21 protein-coding genes are annotated in these 23,039 nt (G+C 61.3%); 13 read left to right on the top strand and 8 right to left on the bottom strand.

What is annotated here, in order from left to right; all coding sequences use genetic code 11:
* Positions 1-167 precede the first annotated feature (167 nt).
* A complete protein-coding gene (locus tag BMH52_RS12445; RefSeq protein ID WP_073843860.1) occupies positions 168-1,133 on the top strand; it encodes a GlxA family transcriptional regulator in 966 nt (321 codons plus the stop codon).
* Positions 1,134-1,252: 119 nt separating this feature from the next.
* Here the strand turns inward: BMH52_RS12445 and BMH52_RS12440 are convergent, their stop codons facing one another.
* Both BMH52_RS12440 and BMH52_RS12435 read right to left on the bottom strand, forming a co-directional pair.
* Complete coding sequence (locus tag BMH52_RS12440) at positions 1,253-3,607, bottom strand: penicillin acylase family protein (protein WP_073843858.1); 2,355 nt, start codon at positions 3,605-3,607, stop codon at positions 1,253-1,255.
* A gap of 26 nt (positions 3,608-3,633) precedes the next feature.
* Positions 3,634-4,209, bottom strand: a complete 576-nt coding sequence (locus BMH52_RS12435) for a DUF6436 domain-containing protein (protein WP_073843856.1) — start codon at positions 4,207-4,209, stop codon at positions 3,634-3,636.
* Between the two features lie 98 nt (positions 4,210-4,307).
* Between BMH52_RS12435 and BMH52_RS12430 the strand changes: the two genes are divergently transcribed.
* Entirely contained in the window at positions 4,308-5,249 is a 942-nt protein-coding gene (locus BMH52_RS12430) for an alpha/beta hydrolase (protein ID WP_073843854.1), read from the top strand.
* An 82-nt stretch (positions 5,250-5,331) separates the two neighbouring features.
* On the opposite strand, the gene BMH52_RS12425 is transcribed toward BMH52_RS12430, so the two are convergent.
* On the bottom strand, positions 5,332-6,084 hold the full coding sequence (locus BMH52_RS12425; protein ID WP_003195224.1) for a DUF2059 domain-containing protein: 753 nt from the start codon (positions 6,082-6,084) through the stop codon (positions 5,332-5,334).
* A 131-nt stretch (positions 6,085-6,215) separates the two neighbouring features.
* Between BMH52_RS12425 and BMH52_RS12420 the strand changes: the two genes are divergently transcribed.
* Positions 6,216-6,848, top strand: a complete 633-nt coding sequence (locus BMH52_RS12420) for a 2OG-Fe(II) oxygenase (RefSeq protein ID WP_003195222.1) — start codon at positions 6,216-6,218, stop codon at positions 6,846-6,848.
* Positions 6,849-6,850: 2 nt separating this feature from the next.
* Positions 6,851-7,333 carry a DUF523 domain-containing protein gene (locus tag BMH52_RS12415; RefSeq protein WP_073843852.1) on the top strand — a complete coding sequence of 161 codons (483 nt, stop codon included), beginning with the start codon at positions 6,851-6,853 and terminating at the stop codon, positions 7,331-7,333.
* A 48-nt stretch (positions 7,334-7,381) separates the two neighbouring features.
* Here BMH52_RS12415 and BMH52_RS12410 read toward each other — a convergent pair whose 3' ends face one another.
* Positions 7,382-7,855, bottom strand: a complete 474-nt coding sequence (locus tag BMH52_RS12410) for a transporter substrate-binding domain-containing protein (protein ID WP_032902259.1) — start codon at positions 7,853-7,855, stop codon at positions 7,382-7,384.
* A gap of 134 nt (positions 7,856-7,989) precedes the next feature.
* Between BMH52_RS12410 and BMH52_RS12405 the strand changes: the two genes are divergently transcribed.
* Positions 7,990-8,430 carry a DUF4399 domain-containing protein gene (locus tag BMH52_RS12405; RefSeq protein ID WP_034128985.1) on the top strand — a complete coding sequence of 147 codons (441 nt, stop codon included), beginning with the start codon at positions 7,990-7,992 and terminating at the stop codon, positions 8,428-8,430.
* A 67-nt stretch (positions 8,431-8,497) separates the two neighbouring features.
* Here the strand turns inward: BMH52_RS12405 and serA are convergent, their stop codons facing one another.
* Positions 8,498-9,727: a phosphoglycerate dehydrogenase gene (gene serA / locus BMH52_RS12400; RefSeq protein WP_003195214.1), complete on the bottom strand. Its 1,230-nt coding sequence runs from the start codon at positions 9,725-9,727 to the stop codon at positions 8,498-8,500.
* Between the two features lie 205 nt (positions 9,728-9,932).
* Between serA and BMH52_RS12390 the strand changes: the two genes are divergently transcribed.
* The 4 genes from BMH52_RS12390 to BMH52_RS12375 all read left to right on the top strand — a co-directional run bounded on the left by BMH52_RS12390 (position 9,933) and on the right by BMH52_RS12375 (position 14,216).
* Positions 9,933-11,327 carry an FAD-binding oxidoreductase gene (locus tag BMH52_RS12390; RefSeq protein WP_005792341.1) on the top strand — a complete coding sequence of 465 codons (1,395 nt, stop codon included), beginning with the start codon at positions 9,933-9,935 and terminating at the stop codon, positions 11,325-11,327.
* Positions 11,328-11,349: 22 nt separating this feature from the next.
* Positions 11,350-12,015, top strand: a complete 666-nt coding sequence (locus BMH52_RS12385; RefSeq protein ID WP_073843850.1) for a fumarylacetoacetate hydrolase family protein — start codon at positions 11,350-11,352, stop codon at positions 12,013-12,015.
* A 247-nt stretch (positions 12,016-12,262) separates the two neighbouring features.
* Positions 12,263-13,186: an SdiA-regulated domain-containing protein gene (locus BMH52_RS12380; RefSeq protein WP_073843848.1), complete on the top strand. Its 924-nt coding sequence runs from the start codon at positions 12,263-12,265 to the stop codon at positions 13,184-13,186.
* A gap of 121 nt (positions 13,187-13,307) precedes the next feature.
* A complete protein-coding gene (locus BMH52_RS12375; protein WP_058410114.1) occupies positions 13,308-14,216 on the top strand; it encodes an SdiA-regulated domain-containing protein in 909 nt (302 codons plus the stop codon).
* Here the strand turns inward: BMH52_RS12375 and BMH52_RS12370 are convergent, their stop codons facing one another.
* Positions 14,217-16,163 carry an autotransporter domain-containing protein gene (locus tag BMH52_RS12370; RefSeq protein ID WP_073843846.1) on the bottom strand — a complete coding sequence of 649 codons (1,947 nt, stop codon included), beginning with the start codon at positions 16,161-16,163 and terminating at the stop codon, positions 14,217-14,219. It abuts the gene before it with no gap.
* 333 nt (positions 16,164-16,496) lie between these two features.
* On the bottom strand, positions 16,497-17,168 hold the full coding sequence (gene rpiA, locus BMH52_RS12365) for a ribose-5-phosphate isomerase RpiA (protein ID WP_003195201.1): 672 nt from the start codon (positions 17,166-17,168) through the stop codon (positions 16,497-16,499).
* 138 nt (positions 17,169-17,306) lie between these two features.
* On the opposite strand from rpiA, the gene ilvA reads away from it, so the two are divergent.
* Positions 17,307-18,821, top strand: coding sequence for a threonine ammonia-lyase, biosynthetic (gene ilvA, locus BMH52_RS12360; RefSeq protein WP_058410116.1), 1,515 nt, complete (start codon positions 17,307-17,309; stop codon positions 18,819-18,821).
* A 40-nt stretch (positions 18,822-18,861) separates the two neighbouring features.
* Complete coding sequence (locus BMH52_RS12355; protein ID WP_014720366.1) at positions 18,862-19,275, top strand: DUF2269 family protein; 414 nt, start codon at positions 18,862-18,864, stop codon at positions 19,273-19,275.
* A 112-nt stretch (positions 19,276-19,387) separates the two neighbouring features.
* On the opposite strand, the gene BMH52_RS12350 is transcribed toward BMH52_RS12355, so the two are convergent.
* The gene (locus BMH52_RS12350; RefSeq protein ID WP_073843844.1) at positions 19,388-20,044 is read right to left on the bottom strand and encodes an HAD family phosphatase; all 657 of its coding nucleotides are present in this window, start codon (positions 20,042-20,044) and stop codon (positions 19,388-19,390) included.
* 143 nt (positions 20,045-20,187) lie between these two features.
* Between BMH52_RS12350 and BMH52_RS12345 the strand changes: the two genes are divergently transcribed.
* Together BMH52_RS12345 and ptsP are read left to right on the top strand one after the other, a co-directional pair.
* Positions 20,188-20,667 (top strand): RNA pyrophosphohydrolase, encoded by a 480-nt coding sequence (locus BMH52_RS12345; protein ID WP_003176750.1) that lies wholly within the window; start codon positions 20,188-20,190, stop codon positions 20,665-20,667.
* A 22-nt stretch (positions 20,668-20,689) separates the two neighbouring features.
* Positions 20,690-22,969 (top strand): phosphoenolpyruvate--protein phosphotransferase, encoded by a 2,280-nt coding sequence (gene ptsP, locus BMH52_RS12340; RefSeq protein WP_014720364.1) that lies wholly within the window; start codon positions 20,690-20,692, stop codon positions 22,967-22,969.
* The last annotated feature ends 70 nt before the right edge of the window (positions 22,970-23,039 follow it).

Below are 23,039 nucleotides of genomic sequence, written 5' to 3'. Positions count from 1 at the left end.
TGTGCCGCCACATCGTGCCAAGCATGTAGGTGATCCCCTGTGGGAGCTGGCTTGCCTGCGATAGCATCACCTCGGTGTACCTGAGGTACCGAGTCGTCTGCATCGCAGGCAAGCCAGCTCCCACAAGGGGGTCGCGTTTATCCAGTTGGAAAAAGGTGTTTGTGACCATGGGCAAAACCGTCGCCATCCTGATCTTCCCCGGTGTCCAGTCGCTGGACGTGACCGGGCCGATGGATGTGTTCTGCGAGGCCAACCGCTTCCTGGCGCCCGAGGATCACTATCGGCTGGAAGTACTCGGCTTTGGCCACGGCGCCATGGCGGCCTCCAACGGTTTGTCATTGCAGGCCCACAAGCACTACAGCGATGCCCGGCAACCCTATGACCTGTTGCTGGTCGCCGGTGGCCCGCAGTTACCCTTCGAGGATTTCGGCTTCGAGTTTGACGCTTGGCTGCGCGCGGCCGCCGCGAAGGCGCAGCGCTTTGGTTCGATCTGCAATGGCGCCTTCATGCTGGCCCGTGCAGGCTTGCTGGACGGCAAGACCGTCACGACCCATTGGAACGATGCCGCCAGCCTGGCGCGCCTGTGTCCCTCGGCCCAGGTCGAAGCCGACCGCCTCTATGTGCAGGACGGCAAGCTCTACACCTCCGCCGGGGTCACGGCAGGTATCGACCTGTCGTTGTACTTGCTGGCCCAGGATCACGGCCCGGAAGTGGCCCTGAGCGTGGCCAAGCGCCTGGTGGTGTTCACCCAGCGCTCGGGCGGGCAATCTCAGTTCAGTCCGTTCCTCACGCCCCATGCCGAAACCACTTCGGCGGTGGCGCTGGTGCAGCTGTACGTGCTGGCCAACCTGACGGGAGACTTGACCATTGCCGACCTGGCCAAGGCGGCCAATATGAGTGCGCGCAATTTCTCCCGGGTGTTTGCCCGTGAAGCGCGGATTACGCCAGCGGAATTTGTCGAGAGGGCGCGCGTGGATGCGGCGCGGGTGATGCTTGAAAGCAGCCACGCACCGCTTAAGACCGTGGCCTATCAATGTGGCTTTCGCGACGCCCAGCATATGCGCAGTGTGTTCAACCGCCGGCTGGGCGTCACGCCGCAACAGTTCAGGCTTAACTTTGCAGCGCCGGTTTGAGCGTGCGTGATCGTTCCCACGCTCTGCGTGGTAACGCCTCTTGGGACGCTCTGCGTCCCGCTTCTGAGGGCGGACGCGGAGCGTCCATGGCTGCATTCCCACGCGGAGCGTGGGAACGATCATCGGGCGGGCAGCAGTTTCAAGGTGCCGCGGGTATTGGCCGTCACTTCCTCCTCACTGAAGTGCGCCTGCTCATACCTGCCCTCGATATAGCTCTGCGCCTGGTCGCCATAGTGCGTATCAAAGGGCACACCGCTTTGCCCCACCGGGTTGATGGTGAGGGCGTGGGCCGGGTCGGCGAAGTCGATCAGGCGTCGTGTCGACGGGCCGTAGGTTACCGGCCACGGTGCTGGGCCAATCGGAGAGGTCTGGTTGTTCGGAACCTCATGGCTGCCCGGTGCCGGGAACGGGCCGACGTTGAAGATTTTATCCAGCGGTTTTTGCAGGCCCAGCGGGTGACCGTGGGTCAGGGTGTGCGCCTTGCCCCACTGCCACTGCGCCGGGTCATCGCCGAACGTCGCCTTGAGGTGGGTCAGGCTGTTGTCCCAGGCGAGCTTGACGGTGTCGGCCCGATTGCCGTTCCACCAGGGTGAGTCTGCCGATGCGGCCAGGCGTGGCAAGGCGGCGTCGATCACGCGGGTGCCGAGCAGGGTCTTGAACAAGGCATCGCCGAGTTTGGGGTGAAAGGTCGCGTCGCTAAGGTTGAACAGCAACTGGTTGAACAGCGTGGCACTGGTGGAGTCCAGCGGGTAGTCACCCTTCCAGTTGGCAAGCTGTTCCACCAGTTTGAGTTGCGCCGGGTCCTTGGCCACCTCGCGCAGCACCGGCAACAGCGGCGCCAGCAGGCGTGGGCCGTAGGCGGTGGTGGTGCCCAGTTGCAGGGCCTGGCTGTTGGTCACATCCCACTTCACGCTTGGGTCGCTCAACTGCGCGTTCAACTGCTGGCCGCGGTCAGCCAGGTTGTAATAGCCGGGAATCGGCATGCCGGTGGGCGATGCCGGCTGGGCATTGGCGGACACCACATAGCCGCGCGACGGATTTTCTTCCTGGGGGTTGGCACTGAAGGGGTAGAAACCCAGCTTGTCGGCCTGGGTAGTACTGCCGTCGAGGATGAACGCAGGGTTAACGCCGGCCGGGCGGATCGGCAACTGCGCCGCTGCCCACCAACCGATATCGCCCTTGGCATTGGCCCACACGATGTTCAGGCCTGGCGCCGAAACCTTGGCGGCTGCGGCACGTGCCTTGGGCAGGGTGTCGGCACGGTTGAGCTGATAGAAACCATCGAGGATCGGGTTTTCACTGTCCAGGAACGCCCACCACATGGCAATCGGTGTGCTGCCGGCGTTATCACCGAGCACGTCGTTGATGATCGGGCCGTGGGGCGAGCGGCGCAGGGTGAGGGTCACCGGCGCCTGGCCCTTGACCTGGATCTGCTGCTCGCTGCTGCTCATGTCCACCCATTGGCCGTGATACCAGACCTGGTTGGGGTTGTCCGGATTGACCTTTTCGGCGATCAGGTCGAGATCGTCATTCTGGAACATGGTCAGGCTCCAGCCGAAGTCCAGGTTGTGCCCCAGGAACGCCACCGGTACCAGCGCGTTGTGGTAGCCGTACAACTCGAAGCCTGGCGCCGACAGCTGCGCCTCGTACCAGACCGAAGGCACCGAGAAACGGATATGAGGGTCACCCGCCAGCAACGGTTTGCCGCTTTGGGTATGGCTGCCGCTGACGGCCCAGGCATTGCTGCCTTCGAACTGCGGCAGGCCGTTGTCGGCCAGGGCCTGTTCGCTCAGGGCGGCGATGGCGCCAAGGGTCTGCCAATCGCTGGCCGCCAGGTTGAGAGCGCCCTTGGGTTGCCAGTCGAGATCGAAGACGTTCAAGTAGGCGCTGCCCAGTCGGTCGCGCACATAGGTCAGTACCGGCTCGGTGCGAAAGGCTGCGGCAAAGCTGTAGGCCATGTACCCGGCGACGCTGATGCTGTCTTCGGCGGTAAACGGGCGCTTGGCGATGCCCAGCACATCGAATTCCATGGGGCTGGCGTGGCTGTCCTGATACTGGTTGATCCCGTCCAGGTAGGCTTGCAGGGCCTTGGACGAGGCTGAGCCAGGGTCCATGTGCTCCACATAGCTCAAGGCGCGCTCGCGAATGCGCAGGCTGCGAAACAGTTTGTCGGTCTCCAGCAGCTTGGGCCCCAGCACCTCGGCCAGTTCGCCACGGGCCAGGCGCCGCATGATCTCCATCTGGAACAGGCGGTCCTGGGCATGCACATAGCCCAGGGCGCGGTACAGGTCGGCTTCGTTTTCGGCGCGTATATGCGGTACGCCACGGTCGTCGTAGCGCACCGTGACCGAACCTTGCAGGTGCGCCAGCGTCACCGTGCCCTGGCGCGTGGGTTGTTTGCTGTAGACGTACCAACCGGCGCCCAGGGCGACCAGCACAATCAGCACCGCAAAAACCTGCAGGACGCGCTTCATGAACATTCCTTACCAAAGTGGACGGGCTACAGATCCTTAGGCCACGAACAATAGCAGCCTACCGCGAGGGTGTGAGTGGCATTCACTTCGTGTCCGGTTCCAAGCGCCTTGAGGATCGGCTCGATAAAGCTGTTGCTGGCGTTGCACGTCAGGCCTTCGCTGTAGGGGCCGAAATACGCCAGCTTGCCGGTGCGATCCCAAATGCCCACGGCCGGGCTGGCGGGGATCTGGTCCGCGCCGGGCAGGGCATCGAGGACTTTCATGTGGCGCAGGTTCTCGGGCAACTGGCCGTGGCTGCCGGGTTTTTGCAGGGCATAGAACTCCACCCCTTGGGGCGCGTACTGCTCGATCAACTCGTCCAGGTGCTGCTGGTTACCGACATTGCACGGGCAGGCCGGGTCCCAGAAGTGCACCAGGCGAATCGGGCCCGGGCCACTGAGGACGGCGGGCAGTTGCAGCGCATCGCCGGAAAATACCGCGGTGTGTTCGCTGAAGGCACGCAGGTAGCGGCCTTGGAACCAGTCATAGGCCGCCCACAGCACCCCGGCGCAGATAACCAGGATCAGGCTGGCGAACAGGGCGTTACGGTAGGGCGGTCGCATTGGATGTATCCTCGCAGGTCGCGTAGCTTGCCATGCTTGTCCTGACAGATGAATATCGCAGCTCGATATTCATCTTCACCGCAAGTCTGGAAGCCTTTATGCCCGTCACCTTTGACCCTGATCATCTGCGCGAAAGCTTGCGCCCCCTGGTGGATGCGCAGCCGCTGTCAGCCGAGGCGAGGGTTTACCAGCGTTTCTACGGGCTCGACCTGGCCGCACGCCAGGTGCCGGCGGTGAGCCGCCTGGGGCGCTTGCAGGTGGATGGGTTCGAGGTGGTGGCCCAGGTCTGGTGGCCGCCAGCGCCGGTCGCGACCATGTTCCTGTTCCACGGTTTCTACGATCACATGGGGCTGTATCGCCATGTGGTGGATTGGGCGTTGGACCAGGGCTTCGTGGTGATCGCCTGCGACCTGCCTGGCCATGGCTTGTCCAGCGGCGCGCGCGCCAGCATTGATGACTTTGCGGTGTACCAGAGCGTAGTGCAGGCGTTGTTCGTCGAGGCCAAGGCGCTGCAATTGCCGCAACCCTGGCACCTGTTCGGGCAAAGCACCGGCGGCGCTATCGTGGTGGACCACCTGCTCAACCACGGCGCCCAAAGCCCGGCCCAGGGCAAGACCTTTCTCTTGTCGCCGTTGGTGCGGCCGCGTGCCTGGGGTTGGTCCCAGGTCAGCTATTACCTGCTGCGCCCGTTCGTCAAAGGCATCGCCCGGCGTTTCAGCGATAACTCCAACGACCCTGCGTTCAAGCCGTTCCTGGAAGCCGACCCGCTACAGCCTCGCCAGCTGCCTACCGCCTGGGTGGGGTCGCTGGCGCGCTGGATCAAACGCATCGAAGCCGCACCACGCAGCCCCCGGCGCCCGGTGATCGTGCAGGGTGAGGAAGATACGACGGTGGACTGGCAGCACAATTTGCAGGTGTTGCGGGGTAAGTTCGACCGGCCTGAGGTGTTGATGCTCAAGCGGGGTCGGCATCACTTGGCCAATGAAATTCCGCAGATTCGCGAAGCATATTTTAACTTCCTCACGGATCACCTGAAATAACGCGGTTCAAATGTGGGAGCTGGCTTGCCTGCGATAGCGGTGTCATTGACAGATCGCAATCGCAGGCCAGCTCCCACAGGGTTTACTGCGTCAGGCTTGAGGTGCTTTGGCCGACAGCCAGCCCTGCGCGAATGGCCGCCAGGGCAGCCTGGTAATACGCCTTACCCTCCGGCGACTCGGCAAAGGTGGCGAACTCTTCCAGCTCAGGGTCGGACAAATCCCGATAGACATACAGCAAGGTATTGTTCAAATCCTTGTCGATCTGCTGCATCAACCGCTCGCGCTGGCCATTCAACATTCCTTGCGCCTGGCCACCGCCGAGCAGGCCGGGGATCATCTGGCTCAAGCTGTCGGCCGCCACGCCTGCAATCGCCAGGCTGACCTCGGCACCGGCCTCGCGGGCGGGCAGGGCCTGGGCCAGGTGGCCGATGATCAGGCTGCGGGTGGCATCGGCTTCGAGTTTGGGCAGGCCCTGTGCGTTTTTCGCCAGTTGATCGCGGCGCGTGGCCAGCAACTCAGCGGCGACGATCTTGCGGCCCAGGGGCGACTGGAAAAACGCCAGGGCAGGTTTCGGGTCGGGCAAGTGCTTGCGCAGTTGCGCCTCGGCACGCTGGTCCATGGCCTGGGCGGCAAAGCGTTTATTGCTGTTGTCCACCAGCGCCTGGTACACCACCGGCGGCAGGCTATTGCGGTAGCGCTGCTGGGCGGCACTGAGGGCGTCATTGAAGTGCGCACGTTGTTCGGCCCAGCCGGCGACCTTGTACAACTGGTCATGGCCGTCTGCCCAGGCGGGCAAAACGCAGAACATCAACACAGAAAAAAACAAACGACGCATAAGGACTCCTGTCAGTCGGCCACTATTGTCCGTGTCGGGCGTAGGATTTGTCGAGAAGTCCTATCGGTCACCTGACTAAAGTGCATTCAGACGCTCAACGGCGCTGTCGGATTTTCAGGCGTATGGATACTATGCGCGCCATGCAAATACCCCTCGATCACCCGCTGCTGCAACGCATCGTCGACGACTTGGCCGAAAAAGGCTGGTCGCAGCAAAATGGCTTCCTGCCCCAGGCTCTGACCCTGGAGCTGGCGGCTGAGTGCCGTAAACGTGCGGCGCAGGGTGAACTGGCGCCCGCAGCGGTAGGGCGTGGGCCGGCCCAGGAGATTCGCGAAGGCATTCGCGGCGACCATATCCAGTGGTTGGAGGAGGGGGACGCGCCTATCTGCGACACCTACATGGGCGTGATGGACGGCCTGCGCCTGGCGATGAATCGCAGCCTGTTCCTGGGCCTGGAAGATTTCGAAAGCCACTTCGCGATGTACCCGCCGGGCGCGTTTTACCTCAAGCATGTAGACCGTTTTCGCGACGATGACCGGCGCATGGTCTCGGCGGTGATCTACTTGAATGACGCCTGGCTGCCCGAGCATGGCGGCCAACTGCGCATGTACCTCAAGGGCGGTGTCGAATACGACGTGGTGCCCACCGGGGGTTGCCTGGTGGTATTCCTGTCGGGCGAGGTGCCTCACGAAGTCCTGCCCGCTACGCGCGAACGCCTGTCCTTGACGGGCTGGTTTCGCCGGCGGGGCAACGAGCCGTTTTAAACATGGAAAAGATTCTGGTCAGCCGCTGCCTGCTCGGGCACAAGGTGCGCTATGACGGCGGGGCCAGCGGCCCATTCGACCCACTGGCAGCGTGGCAAGCTGAAGGCCGCGTGGTTGCCATCTGCCCGGAAGTGGCGGGCGGCTTGCCCACACCGCGGCCATCGGCCGAAATCCCAGGCGGGCAGGGCATCGACGTGTGGGAAGGCCGCGCCCAGGTGCTGACGGCCGAGGGCGAAGACTTCACCAGCGCCTTTCTCGACGGTGCCCGCCAAGCCTTGGCGCTGGTGCAACGCCATCACATCCGCATCGCCATTCTCAAGGCCAACAGCCCATCCTGCGGCAATCTGTTGACCCATGACGGCACCTTCAGCGGGGTGAAGGTCAGTGGCGAAGGCGTCACGGCGGCGCTGCTCAAACGCCATGGTGTGCAGGTGTTCAGTGAGTTGCAGTTGCCTGAGGCGGCGGCGGCCCTCACGCAGCTTTAAGAAGCTTAAACAGATCAAGTGTGGGAGCTGGCTTGCCAGCTCCCACATTTATTGCACCTTGAGCCATTTCTGCGCCAGCGCCTTCAACCGGCCATCGTCCTTAACCCGCTTCAACGCCCCGTTCAAACTGGTCTTGAACGCCGGGTTGCCCTTCTGGAACGGGATCGCCAATGCCGGCTTCTGGTGGTAAGGCTCACTGAAATCGAAACGATCCTCAAGCTCGGCAGTCATAGCCATATGGTTAATGGCCACGTCGTACTTGCCGGTTTCCACACCGGACAGCAGGTCCGCGTTATCGGTGGTAATAAACGAGGAGCGCACCTCCATCTCCTTGGCCAGCAGTTCACCCAGCTCCACTTCAAAGCCGGCGAGTTTGTCGCCCTCTTTGAAATTGTACGGCGGGGTGTTGGCTTCCAGGGCGATGCGCAGTTCACCGCGATCGTTGACGTCGTCAATCAGTTCGGCATGAGCCAAGGGGCTCAGAAGAGGAAGCAACAGCAACAGGCCAGGCGAAAAGCGCATGGTCACTCCTAAAGAATTCGTACAGGCGAGGCGCCGTTCAGCAACGTTTTGTTATGGTGTCGGGTGCCTTGGACCGCAATTTATCGCGAAGTTGTCATAACCCTACAGATTTCACCGAAAAACTGGAGAAGCGAATGAAAGCCCTTTTGTCCCGTGCAACGATTGCCAGCCTTTTGCTGGGTACCTCGATGTTGGCCAGTGCCGCAGACCTTCCTCGTACACCTGCGCCTGAAGGTGCCGAAGTGTTCATCGTCTCGCCGAAAGATGGCGCCACCGTTGATAAAACCTTCACCGTCAAATTCGGCGTCAAGAAGCTGGACCTGGAACCGATCGACAAACAAGTGCCTAACGCCGGGCACCACCACCTGTTGGTAGACCAGAAGGTGGAGTCGCTCAACGCCAATGAGGCGATCCCGGCCACGCCTACTTCGATTCACTTCGGCAAGGCGCAGACCGAAACCGAGCTGACCCTGACGCCAGGCAAGCACACCCTGCAATTGGTGGCCGGCGACAACGTGCATCGCCAGTTCGAACCCACAGTCGCCTCGAAAGTGATCACCGTTAACGTCAAATAAGCGTTATTCGGGCAAAAAAATGGGAGACCCCTGCGGGTCTCCCATTTTTTATCCAGCGCTTGAAGCCTTAGAACAACACGCGGCTACGAATAGTGCCGTTGATGTGCTGCAGCTTCTCTTGCGCCAGGTCCGAGTACTCGGCGTCGACGTCGATTACCACGTAGCCGACCTTCTCGTTGGTCTGCAGGAACTGACCGGAGATGTTGATGCCGTTTTCGGCGAAGACCTTGTTGATCTCCATCATCACGCCAGGGATGTTCTGGTGGATGTGCAGCAGACGGTGCTTGCCCGGGTGAGCCGGCAGGGCCACTTCCGGGAAGTTGACCGACGATACCGAGGTACCGTTGTCGCTGTACTTGACCAGTTTTTCCGAGACTTCCAGGCCGATGTTGGCTTGGGCTTCAGCGGTGGAGCCGCCGATGTGCGGGGTCAGGATCACGTTGTCCAGGCCACGCAGCGGGCTTTCGAAGATGTCATCGTTGGAGCGCGGCTCCACCGGGAACACGTCGATGGCAGCGCCGATCAGGTGCTTGTCCTTGATCGCGTCGGCCAGGGCATCCAGCTCGACCACGGTGCCGCGAGCGGCGTTGATCAGGATCCCGCCTTTCTTGATCGCGCGGATTTCCTTCTCACCGATCATCCACTGAGTCTCGGCCGTTTCCGGAACGTGCAGGGTGACGATGTCGGACATGCCCAGCAGCTCGGTCAGGCTGGCCACTTGGGTGGCGTTGCCCAATGGCAGCTTGGTCAGGGTGTCGTAGAAGAACACCTGCATGCCCAGGCCTTCAGCCAACACCGACAGTTGCGTGCCGATCGAGCCGTAGCCGACGATGCCCAGCTTCTTGCCGCGGATTTCGAAGGAGTTGGCCGCGCTCTTGATCCAGCCGCCACGGTGGCAGGAAGCGTTCTTCTCAGGGATACCGCGCAGCAGCAGGATGGCCTCGGCCAGCACCAGCTCCGCTACGGAACGGGTGTTGGAGTACGGTGCATTGAACACCGCGATGCCGCGCTCGCGCGCTGCATTGAGGTCGACCTGGTTGGTGCCGATGCAGAAACAGCCGACAGCCACGAGTTTTTTGGCGTGGTCGAAGATCTCTTCGGTCAGCTGAGTGCGGGAGCGAATGCCGATAAAGTGCGCGTCGGCGATCTTTTCCTTGAGCTGGGCTTCCGGCAGAGAACTGGTGATGTACTCAATGCTGGTGTACCCGGCGGCTTTCAGAACGTCGACAGCCGATGGGTGGACGCCTTCCAGAAGAAGGAACTTGATCTTGCTCTTATCGAGAGAAGTCTTGCTCATCTGCGTAAACCTGTATCCCGGAGAAAATTGGCAGGGAGTCGAGCAGCGCAAGCTGACCCGGACGGCAGGAAAGCCGTCACCGCAGAAACGCCCTTTGGGTCTGTCCTGCGGGGGCGGTATGCTAGCATACGCACCCCGCTAAACACCTATTCCTGCGACGTGAAGCGTTCTCAGGATGACCATGAATTGTTCGAGAGTTCTGTCGATGACCCATCCTGCCCTGATTGATGAGCTAAAGACCCTGGTTGAGCCCGGCAAAGTGCTGACCGATGCCGACTCCCTGGAGGCTTACGGCAAGGATTGGACCAAGCACTTCGCTCCCGCACCTAGCGCCATCGTGTTCCCCAAGACCACCGAGCAGGTACAGGCCATCGTGCGGTGGGCCAATGAGCACAAGGTGGCGCTGGTGCCCTCGGGCGGGCGCACCGGTCTGTCGGCTGCTGCCGTTGCCGCCAATGGCGAAGTGGTGGTGTCGTTCGACTATATGAACCAGATCCTCGACGTGAACCTCACCGACCGCACCGCCGTGTGCCAGCCGGGTGTGGTGACCAAGCAACTGCAGAACGTCGCTGAAGAAAACGGCCTGTATTATCCGGTGGACTTCGCCTCGTCCGGTTCCAGCCAGATTGGCGGCAATATCGGCACCAATGCCGGCGGGATCAAAGTAATTCGCTACGGTATGACCCGCAACTGGGTGGCCGGCATGAAGGTCGTCACCGGCAAAGGCGATGTGCTGGAACTGAACCGCGACCTGATCAAAAACGCCACCGGCTACGACATGCGCCAGCTGTTTATCGGCGCCGAGGGCACCCTGGGCTTTGTGGTCGAAGCCACCATGCGCCTGGACCGTGCGCCAAAGAACCTCACGGCAATGGTGCTCGGCACGACTGATTTCGACTCGATCATGCCGGTGCTGCATGCCTTCCAGAGCAAGCTGGACCTGACCGCCTTCGAATTCTTCTCGGACAAAGCCCTGGCCAAAGTCCTTGGCCGTGGCGACGTGCCGGCGCCGTTCGAAACCGAGTGCCCGTTCTACGCGTTGCTGGAATTTGAAGCCACCACCGAAGAAGTCGCCAACCACGCTCTGGAAACTTTCGAACATTGCGTGGAGCAGGGCTGGGTGCTGGATGGCGTGATGAGCCAGAGCGAAACCCAACTGCACAACCTGTGGAAGCTGCGCGAGTACATCTCCGAAACCATTTCCCACTGGACGCCGTACAAGAACGATATCTCGGTGACTGTCTCGAAAGTGCCAGCGTTCCTGAGCGAAATTGACGCGATCGTCGGCGAACACTACCCGGACTTCGAAATTGTCTGGTTCGGCCATATCGGCGACGGCAACCTGCACCTGAACATCCTCAAGCCGGAAAACCTGAGCAAGGATGAGTTTTTCGCCAAGTGCGCCACCGTTAACAAGTGGGTATTCGAGACCGTCGCCAAGTACAACGGCTCGATCTCCGCCGAACACGGCGTGGGCATGACCAAGCGCGATTACCTGACCTACAGCCGTTCACCGGTTGAAATCGAATACATGAAGGCCGTCAAAGCCGTGTTCGACCCTAACGGGATCATGAACCCCGGCAAGATCTTCGCTGTTTAACCGCACCTGAAGGAGTCGTTCCATGAGCTACCAGCACAAGTATGTCGACGGCACCAACATCCACTTCCCGGTGGGTAAAGTGGTGTGCATCGGGCGTAACTACGCCGAACACGCCAAGGAACTGGACAACCCGGTACCCACCGAGCCGCTGCTGTTCATCAAGCCGGGCAGCTGCGTGGTGCCGTTGGAAGGTGGCTTTGCCATTCCGACCGAGCGTGGTTCGGTGCACTACGAAGCGGAAATCGCCGTATTGATCGGCAAGCCTTTGTCCGCCAAGCCGAGCCGGGAAGAAGTGCTGGACGCCATCTCCGGCTTCGCTCCGGCCCTGGACCTGACCCTGCGCGACAAACAGGCCGAGCTCAAAGCCAAGGGCTTGCCGTGGGAAATCGCCAAGTCTTTCGATGGCGCGGCGGTGATTGCCCCCTTCGTGGTCAGCAGTACCTTTGCGGACGTGACCGATATCGGCATTCGCCTGAGCATCAACGGCGAATTGCGCCAGGACGGCAACAGCGCGCAGATGCTTAACCCGATTGTGCCGATGATTCAGTACATGGCGGGTTGCTTCTCCCTCCAAGCGGGCGACGTGATCCTGACCGGCACCCCGGCGGGCGTTGGCCCGTTGAATGTGGGGGATGAAGTGATGTTGGAGCTGGCGGGTGTCAATCGCTTCGAAAGCGTTGTGCGCTAAATCACTGCCAAACTGCGATCAAACTGTGGGAGCGGGCTTGCCCGCGATGGCGGTGTGACAGTCACTGAATAGTTGACTGAACGCCCTTAATCGCGGGCAAGCCCGCTCCCACAGTTGTTTGTGTACATCTGCAGGATCCAGCGTTTTGCATTTTTTTCACACACTATCCGGATAATTCCCTGCTCTTGCGCGCGGGTCCTTGAATCCTGTGCTATCCCCTACAGCTGACTTTCCGGAAAAGCGCTCAATGGTCGTGCCTCTGCCCACTTCGAAAACCTCGCTTCGCTCTCGCTTGTCCATGCGCTGGTATTCCTGGGTATTTTTGGCTGGTGCCATTTTGTATGGCATCGCCTGGGCCATGCACTGGGATGATCGCGGCCTGCTGTGGGTGCTGGAGCGTTTCGAGAGTTCGGCCGAACGCCGGGAAAGTGTGTGGCTGCCGGACTATCACGCGGTGATCGACGCCAAGTTGCTGCCCGGTATGGAGAAGGACGAGGCATCAGACCTGTCCTATAACCCGCAGACCAAAACCCTGTTTTCAGTGATGGGCAAGAACCCCTTCCTGGTCGAACTGAGCCTGCAAGGCGATGTGTTGCGCAAAATGCCGCTCAACGGTTGGAACAATCCGGAAGGCGTGGCAGTGATGGAAAACGGCTTGATGGCGGTGGTCGATGAACGCGATCACAGCCTGACCGTGGTCAAGGTCGACGCCGGCACTACGGCGCTGAACAAGGCCGATTTCCTCAGTTATGACCTGGGCCCGTCCAAAGATCAGAACAAAGCCTTTGAAGCCGTCACCTGGGACAAGCGCAACCAGCAGTTGGTGCTGGGCGAAGAACGTCCCCCGGCCCTGTTCACCTGGAAAAGCGATGGCAATACGCTGACCGGCGACAAGCAAAAACTGGCCAGCACCGAACTGGATGTGCGCAACCTGTCGGCCCTGTCCATCGACCCACGTACCGGGCATTTGCTGGTGCTGTCCGCCGATTCCCACCTGCTGCTGGAACTGGATGAAACGGGCGAGCAAGTCAGCTTCATGACCTTGCTTGGCGGCTTCAATGGCCTGAAAGACACGATCCCTCGTGCCGAAGGCGTGACCATGGACGAGAGTGGCAACCTGTACATGGTCAGTGAGCCAAACCTGTTCTATCGTTTTGAAAAGCAGAAATAACTGACGAATTACGTCAGACTTTTCTTTATAAACGGCATTCGCCAGGCAGTCCGGTGCGTTTAAGTTTAAATTCAGGTGACCTTGATATCTATTCGCCAGTTTTTTCTCTGAGCCCGCCCCGATGCGTCGACTTGCCCGCCCTAAACCTGCTGTTTTTATCCTGCTGTTGCTCGCCCTGGTCACTGCCGGGCTGGTGGCACAGCAGTTCCGTCTGTTCGAACGCGCCTGGTTCAACTGGCAGGTGTGGTACCAGCCTGCGGATGAGCGCGCCATTGGCCTGGCGGACTACCGTGTCACCCTCGAAGGCCAGGTGATCGAAGGGCTCGACGACGATGTCTCGGCCCTGACCTACGACCCCGTGCGCAAAAGCCTGTTTACTGTCACCAATAAAAACGCCGAACTGGTCGAGTTGTCGCTGGCGGGCAAGATCCTGCGGCGCATTCCGCTGGTGGGCTTTGGCGATGCCGAAGCGGTGGAATTTATCAGCGACAACATCTACGTCATCAGCGATGAGCGCCAGCAGCGCTTGATCAAAGTGCATGTGGACGACGACACCAAGTTCCTCGACGCCGCCGATGCGGAGCAAATGACCCTGGGCGTGCACGTCGGCGGCAACAAGGGCTTTGAAGGGTTGGCCTACGACTCGGTGGGCAAGCGCTTGTTCGTGGCCAAGGAACGCGACCCCATGCTGATCTACGAGGTGCACGGGTTTCCCCATTTCAAGCCGGAAAAAACCTATTCGGTACATGTGATCAACAACCCCAAGCGCGATGCCGGCCTGTTTGTGCGCGACCTGTCGAGCCTGCAATACGACGAGCGCAGTGGCCATCTGTTGGCGCTGTCGGATGAGTCGTTCCTGGTCTTGGAGCTGGATATTGATGGTCGCCCTCTAAGCAGTCTGTCGTTGCTTAAAGGGCGCCATGGCCTGAGCAAGCGCGTGCCCCAGGCCGAAGGGATCGCCATGGATGACGACGGCACGCTGTACATGGTCAGCGAGCCCAACCTGTTTTACGTGTTCAAGAAACCCTGATCAGAACATCCATTGCACACCCAGCGAATAACCGGTCTGGCTGCCTTCAGCATGCCCGAGGCGGCCATTGACCTCGGCAAACACGCCCAACTGTGGGGTGATCGCCAGTTGGCTGCCCAGTTGTGCGCGAGCGAAGCTCTTATCCACTGAGCCCAGCCTGGCGGTGCGGGCCTGGCCATCGGCGCGTGCGGTGAGTTGCAGGTCGTCCAGGCGGCCGTCGGCCAATTCCTTGACCCAGGCGATGTCGCCGTAGGGCATCAGGTTCAGGCCATAGGGCAGGGCAACAGCGCCGCGCACGCGCCAGCCGAGGCTGGCTTCCAGGGAGTCGAAAGACTGCTCTTCGTACTCTAGGGCCGTGCGCAGGTTCTGCTTTTCGTGGAACTTGTCGATGCGGTAATGGCTGTAGTCCAGGCCGGCGAACGGCCCGCTCTTGATCGCGCCAAAGTCAAAGTCATAGCCACCCAGCACCCGTGCGCCCAACGCCAGGGCATCGGTATCGCCCGTCAGTTGCTGGTTGAGCAGGATCGGCCCGCCATTGGCCTGGATGACCAGGTTGCGCTTGGAGTCGAAGCGCGTGTGGCCCACGCTCAGGTCACCGGCCAGCCAGCGTGGCCCGCCATCGTTGAGCAGTGCATAGACGGCTGCCTGCCAGGTGTCGCTGTCGAGCTTGCCGCGATGCTCCAGTTTGTCGCGCCCATTGAGGTAGCTGAGGCTGGCGCCGATATTCAGGCTTGAAGTCAGTTGGTAGTCGCCGAGGGCATGCAGGCCCACGCGCCGGGCTTCGGGGTTGGGGGCCGTGTCGAAGCCGCTGTCCGGGTTGTATTCGCCATCCACGCCGATCTCGCCATCGAAGCTGCCGACCCCGCGGCTGGCCGCTTGCAGGGTCAGCCAACGGCGATCATGCAGGCGCACCAGGGCCTGATGCTGGCGCTGCAGGTTGTCTTGCATATTGCGCGCAACGGCACCGCCAGAAGCGGTCGAGGCCATCAGGTCGGCGTTGGTCAGTTCCAGCACCAGGCGGCTGAGCAGGCGTGAATAGTCGCGCAGGCGCTGGTCGATGCGCGCCTGGCCGAATGCATCGGTCAGCACGGCTTTGTTGTCTTCGTTCGGGTCGTGCCAGGTCGAGCCGCCGGGGATTTTCGGGTTGTCGGTCTGGGTGTAGCCGTCCAGGTCGCCCAGTTCCCAGTTGGTGGCCTCTATATAAAGGATCGGGATATTCAGCGGTTCAAACGCTTCACCATCGCTGCAGCAGCCGGTGCCCTTCGGGTACTGCGGGTCCAGGCCGGGGTTGCTGAATAAGGGGATGTTCAATTCCCTGGCGATCTGGAAGGTGTGCTCGCGCAAGGAGGCCAAGGCCGGGTTGGCGGTGCTGTTCTGGCCGGCGTGGGCGTACATCATGTCGCCAGTGATCAGGCTGTCGAGATTGATCATCGCGAGCATGTTGGCGCGCTGGCTGGTGTTGAGTGAGTCGACAAAGGCACGGGAGCCACGCAGGCCTTCTTCTTCGGCGCCGAAGCCCACTACCTGCAGGCCGTTTTCCAGTGACAGGCCGCCGAGGTTCTTCGCCACCTCGGTCAGCACGCTGGCGCCGGAACCGTTGTCATCCAGACCTTGCAGGGTCGGGCGGCCGAAGTAAGTGTCGAAATGCGCGCCAATCACCACGTACTGGGCCTTGGTACCAGCGGCAGAGGCCACCACGTTTTGCGAAGCCCGGCTGCCGTTGTTCCAGGTGAAGTCCTGGCGGCTGATGCTGTAGGCCGTGCCCATCTGGCTCTGCATCCAGTCGGCTGCCCCGGCAAAATTTGCCGTGCCTCGATATCGGCCAGGGTAGTCGTTGATCAGTTTTTCCAGGGTGGTGTTGGCGTGCTGGCCGTAATCGTAGGCCTGGGTAGGCGTGGACAGCAGGGCACCGGCAACGCTGATGGCGAAGGCTAAGGGCTTTATCACAAGGTCTTCCTTGAGGTGAGGGGGACGTTCAAGCCCAGACCCTTTGCACAATGCGCGCCTCATTCCATGGGCGGCTGCGAATTGGCGCATTGTTAAACGCGTGGGTCGCGTGGCTGTAATTTGTAACGGATTGGATACCAGGCGGGGCAGGGGATGCCGTGACAGAGCGCACGGTTTTGGCGAGGAGTGCTGCGAAAAGTAGCGTTTTTGTTACATCGCTCTAGAGTCGAGCGCTAACACATGTGGTAGCTGGCTTGCCTGCGATGGCATCGCCTCGGTATCCATTGATACGCCGAGTCGTCTGCATCGCGGGCAAGCCCGGCTCCCACAGGGTCAGGCCTTGAGGGTTTTCACGCCTTCCGGGGTGCCCAGCAGCAATACATCCGCCGGGCGCGCCGCGAACAGGCCGTTGGTGACCACGCCCACGATGGCATTGATTTGCGTCTCAAGCTCCACCGGGTTGGTGATCTGCATATTGAACACGTCGAGGATGATGTTGCCGTTGTCGGTCAACACACCTTCGCGGTACACCGGGTCGCCGCCCAGTTTCACCAGCTCGCGGGCCACATGGCTGCGGGCCATGGGGATGACTTCCACCGGCAGTGGGAACGTGCCCAGCACGGGTACCAGCTTGCTCGCGTCGGCGATGCAAATGAAGGTCTTGGCCACGGCCGCGACAATCTTCTCGCGGGTCAGGGCCGCGCCGCCGCCTTTGATCAGGTTCAGGTGCTCGTCGCTTTCATCGGCGCCGTCGACGTAGAACTCCAGGTCGCTCACGGTGTTGAGCTCGTACACCGGAATGCCATGGCCCTTGAGGCGGGCGGCGGTGGCTTCGGAACTGGCCACGGCGCCGTCGAACGCGCCCTTGTGCTGGGCCAGTGCGTCGATGAAGCAGTTGGCGGTGGAACCGGTGCCGACACCGACGATGCTCTTGTCGTCGAGCTTAGGAAGGATTAAATCGACAGCGGCCTGGGCCACTGCCTGTTTGAGTTGATCCTGGGTCATGCGGGCTCCGGAACGGGCGGGGAATTAACGAGGGCGGCGAGTATAACCCAACAAAACCTCGGGATTCGTGTGGTCGCCCGGCCAAACGCTGGGTTAGACTCCTTGGCCCTGCCCAACCCGTGAAGTAGATGCCTGCCGATGCTTGAACACTACGTCAAAAAAATCCTCACCTCGCGTGTTTACGACATCGCCGTGGAAACCCCCTTGCAGACTGCCCGCCAGCTCTCCGAGCGGCTGGGTAACAAGATTTGGCTCAAGCGCGAAGACTTGCAGCCGGTGTTCTCGTTCAAGATTCGCGGCGCCTACAACAAGCTGACCCAGCTCAGTGCCGAAGAACGTGCGCGCGGCGTCGTCACCGCGTCGGCCGGCAACCATGCCCAGGGCCTGGCCCTGGCGGCCAAGGTGCTGGGGGTCAAGGCCACCATCGTGATGCCCAAGACCACCCCGGAGATCAAGGTCGAAGGCGTGCGCTCCCGTGGCGGCAAAGTGGTGCTGCACGGTGATTCCTTCCCGGAAGCCTTGGCCTACTCGCTCAAGCTGGTCGACGAAAAAGGCTACGTGTACATCCACCCCTACGATGATCCGCACACCATTGCCGGGCAGGGCACCGTGGCGATGGAAATCCTGCGCCAGCACCCAGGGCCGCTGGACGCGATTTTCGTACCGGTGGGCGGCGGCGGTCTGATCGCCGGGATTGCGGCGTACGTGAAATACCTGCGCCCGGAGATCAAGATCATCGGCGTGGAGCCGGACGATTCCAACTGCCTGCAAGCCGCCATGGCGGCGGGCGAGCGCGTGGTATTGCCGACCGTGGGCATCTTCGCCGACGGCGTGGCGGTGGCGCAGATCGGCCAGCACACCTTCGACATTTGCAAAGACTACGTGGATGAAGTGATCACCGTCAGCACCGATGAAATCTGTGCGGCGATCAAGGACATCTACGACGACACTCGCTCCATCACCGAGCCGGCCGGCGCGCTGGGCGTGGCCGGGATCAAAAAATACGTCGAGACCCGCGGTGTCAGCGGCCAGACCTTTGTCGCCATCGACTCGGGCGCCAACGTCAACTTCGACCGTTTGCGCCATGTGGCCGAGCGCGCCGAACTGGGTGAAGGCCGTGAGGCCATCATCGCCGTGACCATCCCCGAGCGGCCGGGCAGCTTCAAGGCCTTCTGCGAAGCGGTGGGCAAGCGCCAGATCACCGAATTCAATTACCGCTACCACTCCGGCAGCGAAGCGCACATTTTCGTCGGCGTGCAGACCCACCCGGAGAACGACCCGCGCAGCGCGTTGGTGGCCAGCCTGACCAGCCAGGGTTTCCCGGTGCTGGACCTCACCGAGAACGAACTGGCCAAGTTGCACATTCGCCATATGGTCGGTGGGCATGCGGCCAAAGTCAGCGACGAGTTGGTGTTTCGCTTCGAATTCCCGGAGCGGCCGGGGGCGTTGTTCAACTTCCTCAACAAACTCGGCGGGCGCTGGAATATCTCGATGTTCCACTACCGCAACCACGGCGCGGCTGACGGCCGAGTGGTGGCGGGCTTGCAAGTGCCGGCGGACGAGCGCCACCTGGTGCCTGCCGCGCTGGCGCAAATCGGTTACCCATACTGGGATGAAAGCGAAAACCCGGCTTACCAGCTGTTCCTCGGTTGAGCGACTACGCTGACTGAGCGGCCTATAAGGAATAGAGACCATGGAAACGCTGACCACCCTCAAGGTGATCCACATCACCGCCACCGTATTGCTGCTGCTCAGCGGCCTGGGCCTGGCGGTATTGGCGTGGCGTAAACGCAGCGCCGGCCCGGCCGCGACCGTGCAGCGCCCCTGGGCATTTGTATGGCTGCTGATGGGCATTTGCCTGGTCAGCATGCCGTTCACCGGCTGGTGGCTGGTGCACCTGCTCGGCTGGCCGCTGGGGCAAACCTGGATTTTGGGCTCCAGCATCCTCTACACCGTGGCGGCGCTGGCCTGGTTCTGGCTGGTGGCGCGGCTCAATCGGCTGCGCAAGGGCGAGGGCGGGAGCCTGAATTTCACCCTGGTGCTGGCGGTGGTCAGCCTGGTGGGGTTTGTGGCGATTGCCGGGCTTATGGGCGCCAAGCCGGTTTAAGGCTTGAAACCGCGTTGGCTTCATTCGCGAGCAAGCCCGCGCCCACATTTTGACCTGGTCTTATGTTGGAACTCGATCAACTGTGGGAGCGGGCTTGCTCGCGAAGGCATTGTCAGCCGCGCAGCGTAATCACCGGCCAACCACGCTTTTCAGCCTCGGCGCGCAAATTCTGATCCGGATCCACTGCCACCGGGTGCGTCACCTGCTCCAGCAACGGCAAATCATTCATCGAATCGCTGTAGAAGTAGCTGTCTTCCAGGCTATGCCCGGTTTCTTCCAACCAGCGGTTCAAACGCGTCACCTTGCCCTCGCGAAAGCACGGCACATCGGTGCTGCGCCCGGTATAGCGGCCATCCACCATTTCGCACTCGGTGGCGATCAGGGTCTCGACGCCCAGGCGTTCGGCAATCGGCGCGGTGACGAAGCGGTTGGTGGCGGTGATGATCACCAGCTTGTCACCGGCGGCGCGGTGCCTGGCCAGCAGTTCAACGGCCTTGGGGAGCATGATGGGCTCGATGCAGTCGCGCATGTAGTCGTTGTGCCACGCGTCCAGCTGGGCCATCTCGGTGCGGCCGAGGATTTCCAGGCAGAAGTTCAAGTAGGCGGCGTTATCCAGCCGCCCGGCCAGGTAGTCCTGGTAGAACTCGTCGTTGCGGGCCTTGTAGGCTACCGCGTCGAGAATCCCGCGTTCACACAGGTAATCGCCCCAGGCGTGATCGCTGTCACCGCCCAGAAGGGTATTGTCCAAGTCGAATAAAGCCAGGCGCATTGCAGTTACTCGCTGAAAAGTCTGTAAAAAGGCGTCCAGAATACGGTCTTTTCACAAGAGTGCACATAAGGTAAGAAGCCTCGTTGCCGCTGGAACAACCTTTGTGGAACAATGCGGCGACATGCGTTTGCGAGGTTGTTGCCGTGATCGACCCCGATGGTTTCCGTCCTAATGTCGGCATTATTCTGACGAATGATGCCGGACAGGTGCTATGGGCTCGCCGAATCAACCAAGATGCCTGGCAGTTTCCTCAAGGTGGAATCAACCCCGACGAAACCCCTGAAGACGCCTTGTACCGTGAGTTGAACGAAGAAGTCGGCCTTGAGCGCGAAGATGTACAAATTCTGGCCTGTACCCGTGGCTGGTTGCGCTATCGTTTGCCGCAACGCCTGGTGCGTACCCACAGCCAACCGCTGTGCATCGGCCAGAAGCAGAAATGGTTTCTTTTGCGCCTGATCTCCAACGAGCAGCGGGTGCGGATGGATTTGACCGGTAAACCGGAGTTCGATGGCTGGCGCTGGGTCAGCTATTGGTATCCGTTGGGCCAGGTGGTGACATTCAAGCGCGAGGTTTATCGTCGCGCTCTCAAAGAGCTTGCCCCGCGCCTTTTAGCGCGCGACTGACGACGGAGTTCGACCCCGAGCCATGCTCAATACGCTGCGCAAGATCGTCCAGGAAGTTAACTCCGCCAAGGATCTCAAGGCGGCGTTGGGGATTATTGTGTTGCGCGTCAAGGAAGCCATGGGCAGCCAGGTCTGCTCGGTTTACCTGCTGGACCCCGAGACCAACCGTTTTGTGCTGATGGCCACGGAGGGCTTGAACAAGCGCTCCATCGGCAAGGTCAGCATGGCGCCCAATGAAGGTCTGGTGGGCCTGGTGGGGACGCGTGAAGAACCCCTGAACCTCGAGAACGCGGCCGATCACCCGCGTTATCGCTACTTTGCCGAAACCGGCGAAGAGCGCTACGCCTCGTTCCTTGGTGCGCCGATCATTCACCACCGCCGCGTTGTCGGCGTGTTGGTTATCCAGCAAAAAGAGCGTCGCCAGTTCGACGAAGGCGAAGAAGCCTTCCTGGTGACCATGAGCGCGCAACTGGCCGGGGTTATCGCCCACGCCGAAGCGACCGGCTCGATTCGCGGCCTGGGGCGCCAGGGCAAGGGTATCCAGGAAGCCAAGTTCGTCGGCGTACCGGGTTCGCCAGGCGCTGCGGTGGGTACCGCGGTGGTCATGCTGCCGCCCGCCGACCTCGATGTGGTGCCGGACAAGACCGTCAGTGACATCGACGCCGAAATCAAACTGTTCAAGACCGCCCTGGAAGGCGTGCGCGCCGACATGCGCAACCTGTCGACCAAGCTGGCCACCCAGCTGCGCCCCGAAGAGCGTGCGCTGTTTGACGTGTACCAGATGATGCTCGACGACGCGTCCCTGGGTAACGAAGTCAAGACTGTGATCAAGACCGGCCAGTGGGCCCAGGGCGCGTTACGCCAGGTGGTCACCGATCACGTCAACCGTTTCGAAATGATGGACGACGCCTACCTGCGCGAGCGCGCATCGGATGTGCGCGACCTGGGGCGACGTCTGTTGGCGTACCTGCAGGAAGACCGCAGCACCAACATGGTCTTCCCCGATAACACCATCCTGGTCAGTGAAGAGTTGACCGCCACCCAGCTTGGCGAAGTGCCTGAAGGCAAGCTGGTGGGCTTGGTTTCGGTATTGGGTTCGGGTAACTCCCACGTGGCGATCCTGGCCCGGGCCATGGGTATCCCGACGGTGATGGGCCTGGTGGACCTGCCGTACTCCAAGGTCGATGGCATCGACATGATCGTCGATGGGCATCGCGGCGAGGTGTTCACCAACCCCAGCGACGTGCTGCGCAAGCAATACGCCGAGGTGGTGGAAGAAGAGAAGCAACTGGCCCAGGGCCTGGATTCGCTGCGCGAGCTGCCGTGTGTCACCCCCGATGGCCACCGCGTACCGCTGCTGGTCAACACCGGCCTGCTTGCGGATGTAGCCCGTGCGCAACAGCGCGGCGCCGAAGGGGTGGGGCTGTACCGCACCGAAGTGCCGTTCATGATCAACCAGCGTTTCCCGAGCGAGAAGGAGCAGCTGGCGATTTATCGCGAGCAATTGCAAGCCTTCCACCCGTTACCGGTGACGATGCGCAGCCTGGATATTGGCGGCGATAAGTCACTGTCCTATTTCCCCATCAAGGAAGACAACCCCTTCCTTGGCTGGCGCGGTATTCGCGTTACCCTCGACCATCCCGAAATCTTCCTCGTCCAGACCCGCGCCATGCTCAAGGCCAGCGAGGGCTTGAACAACCTGCGCATCCTGCTGCCGATGATCTCCGGCACCCATGAGCTGGAAGAAGCCCTGCACCTGATCCACCGTGCCTGGGGCGAAGTGCGCGATGAAGGCGCCGATGTGCCGATGCCGCCGATTGGCGTGATGATCGAAATACCGGCGGCGGTGTACCAGGCCAAGGAGCTGGCGCGGCAGGTGGACTTCCTGTCGGTAGGCTCCAACGACCTGACCCAGTACCTGCTGGCCGTGGACCGTAACAACCCACGGGTGGCCGACCTCTACGACTACCTCCACCCGGCGGTGCTGCAAGCGCTGCAACACGTGGTGCGCGACGCCCATGCCGAAGGCAAGCCGGTGAGTATCTGCGGCGAAATGGCCGGCGACCCGGCGGCGGCGGTGCTGTTGATGGCGATGGGCTTTGACAGCCTGTCGATGAACGCCACCAACTTGCCGAAAGTGAAGTGGATGCTGCGCCAGGTGGAATTGAGCAGGGCCAAGGATTTGCTCGCCGAGTTGATGACCATCGACAACCCGCAAGTTATCCACAGCTCGCTGCAATTGGCGCTGAAAAACCTGGGGTTGACCCGGATGATCAACCCGGCCTCGGCCAAAACCCTGTAGGAGCGAGCTTCTAGCAGATCGTTCCCGCGCTCTGCGTGGGAAGGCAGCCCTGGACGCTCCGCGTCGGCTT

Origin of the sequence: Pseudomonas sp. BTN1 (assembly GCF_001907715.1) — a bacterium.
Classification (GTDB): domain Bacteria; phylum Pseudomonadota; class Gammaproteobacteria; order Pseudomonadales; family Pseudomonadaceae; genus Aquipseudomonas; species Aquipseudomonas paracarnis.
Note: the sequence above shows the minus strand (reverse complement) of the source record. Positions and strands in the feature narration are given on the sequence as shown.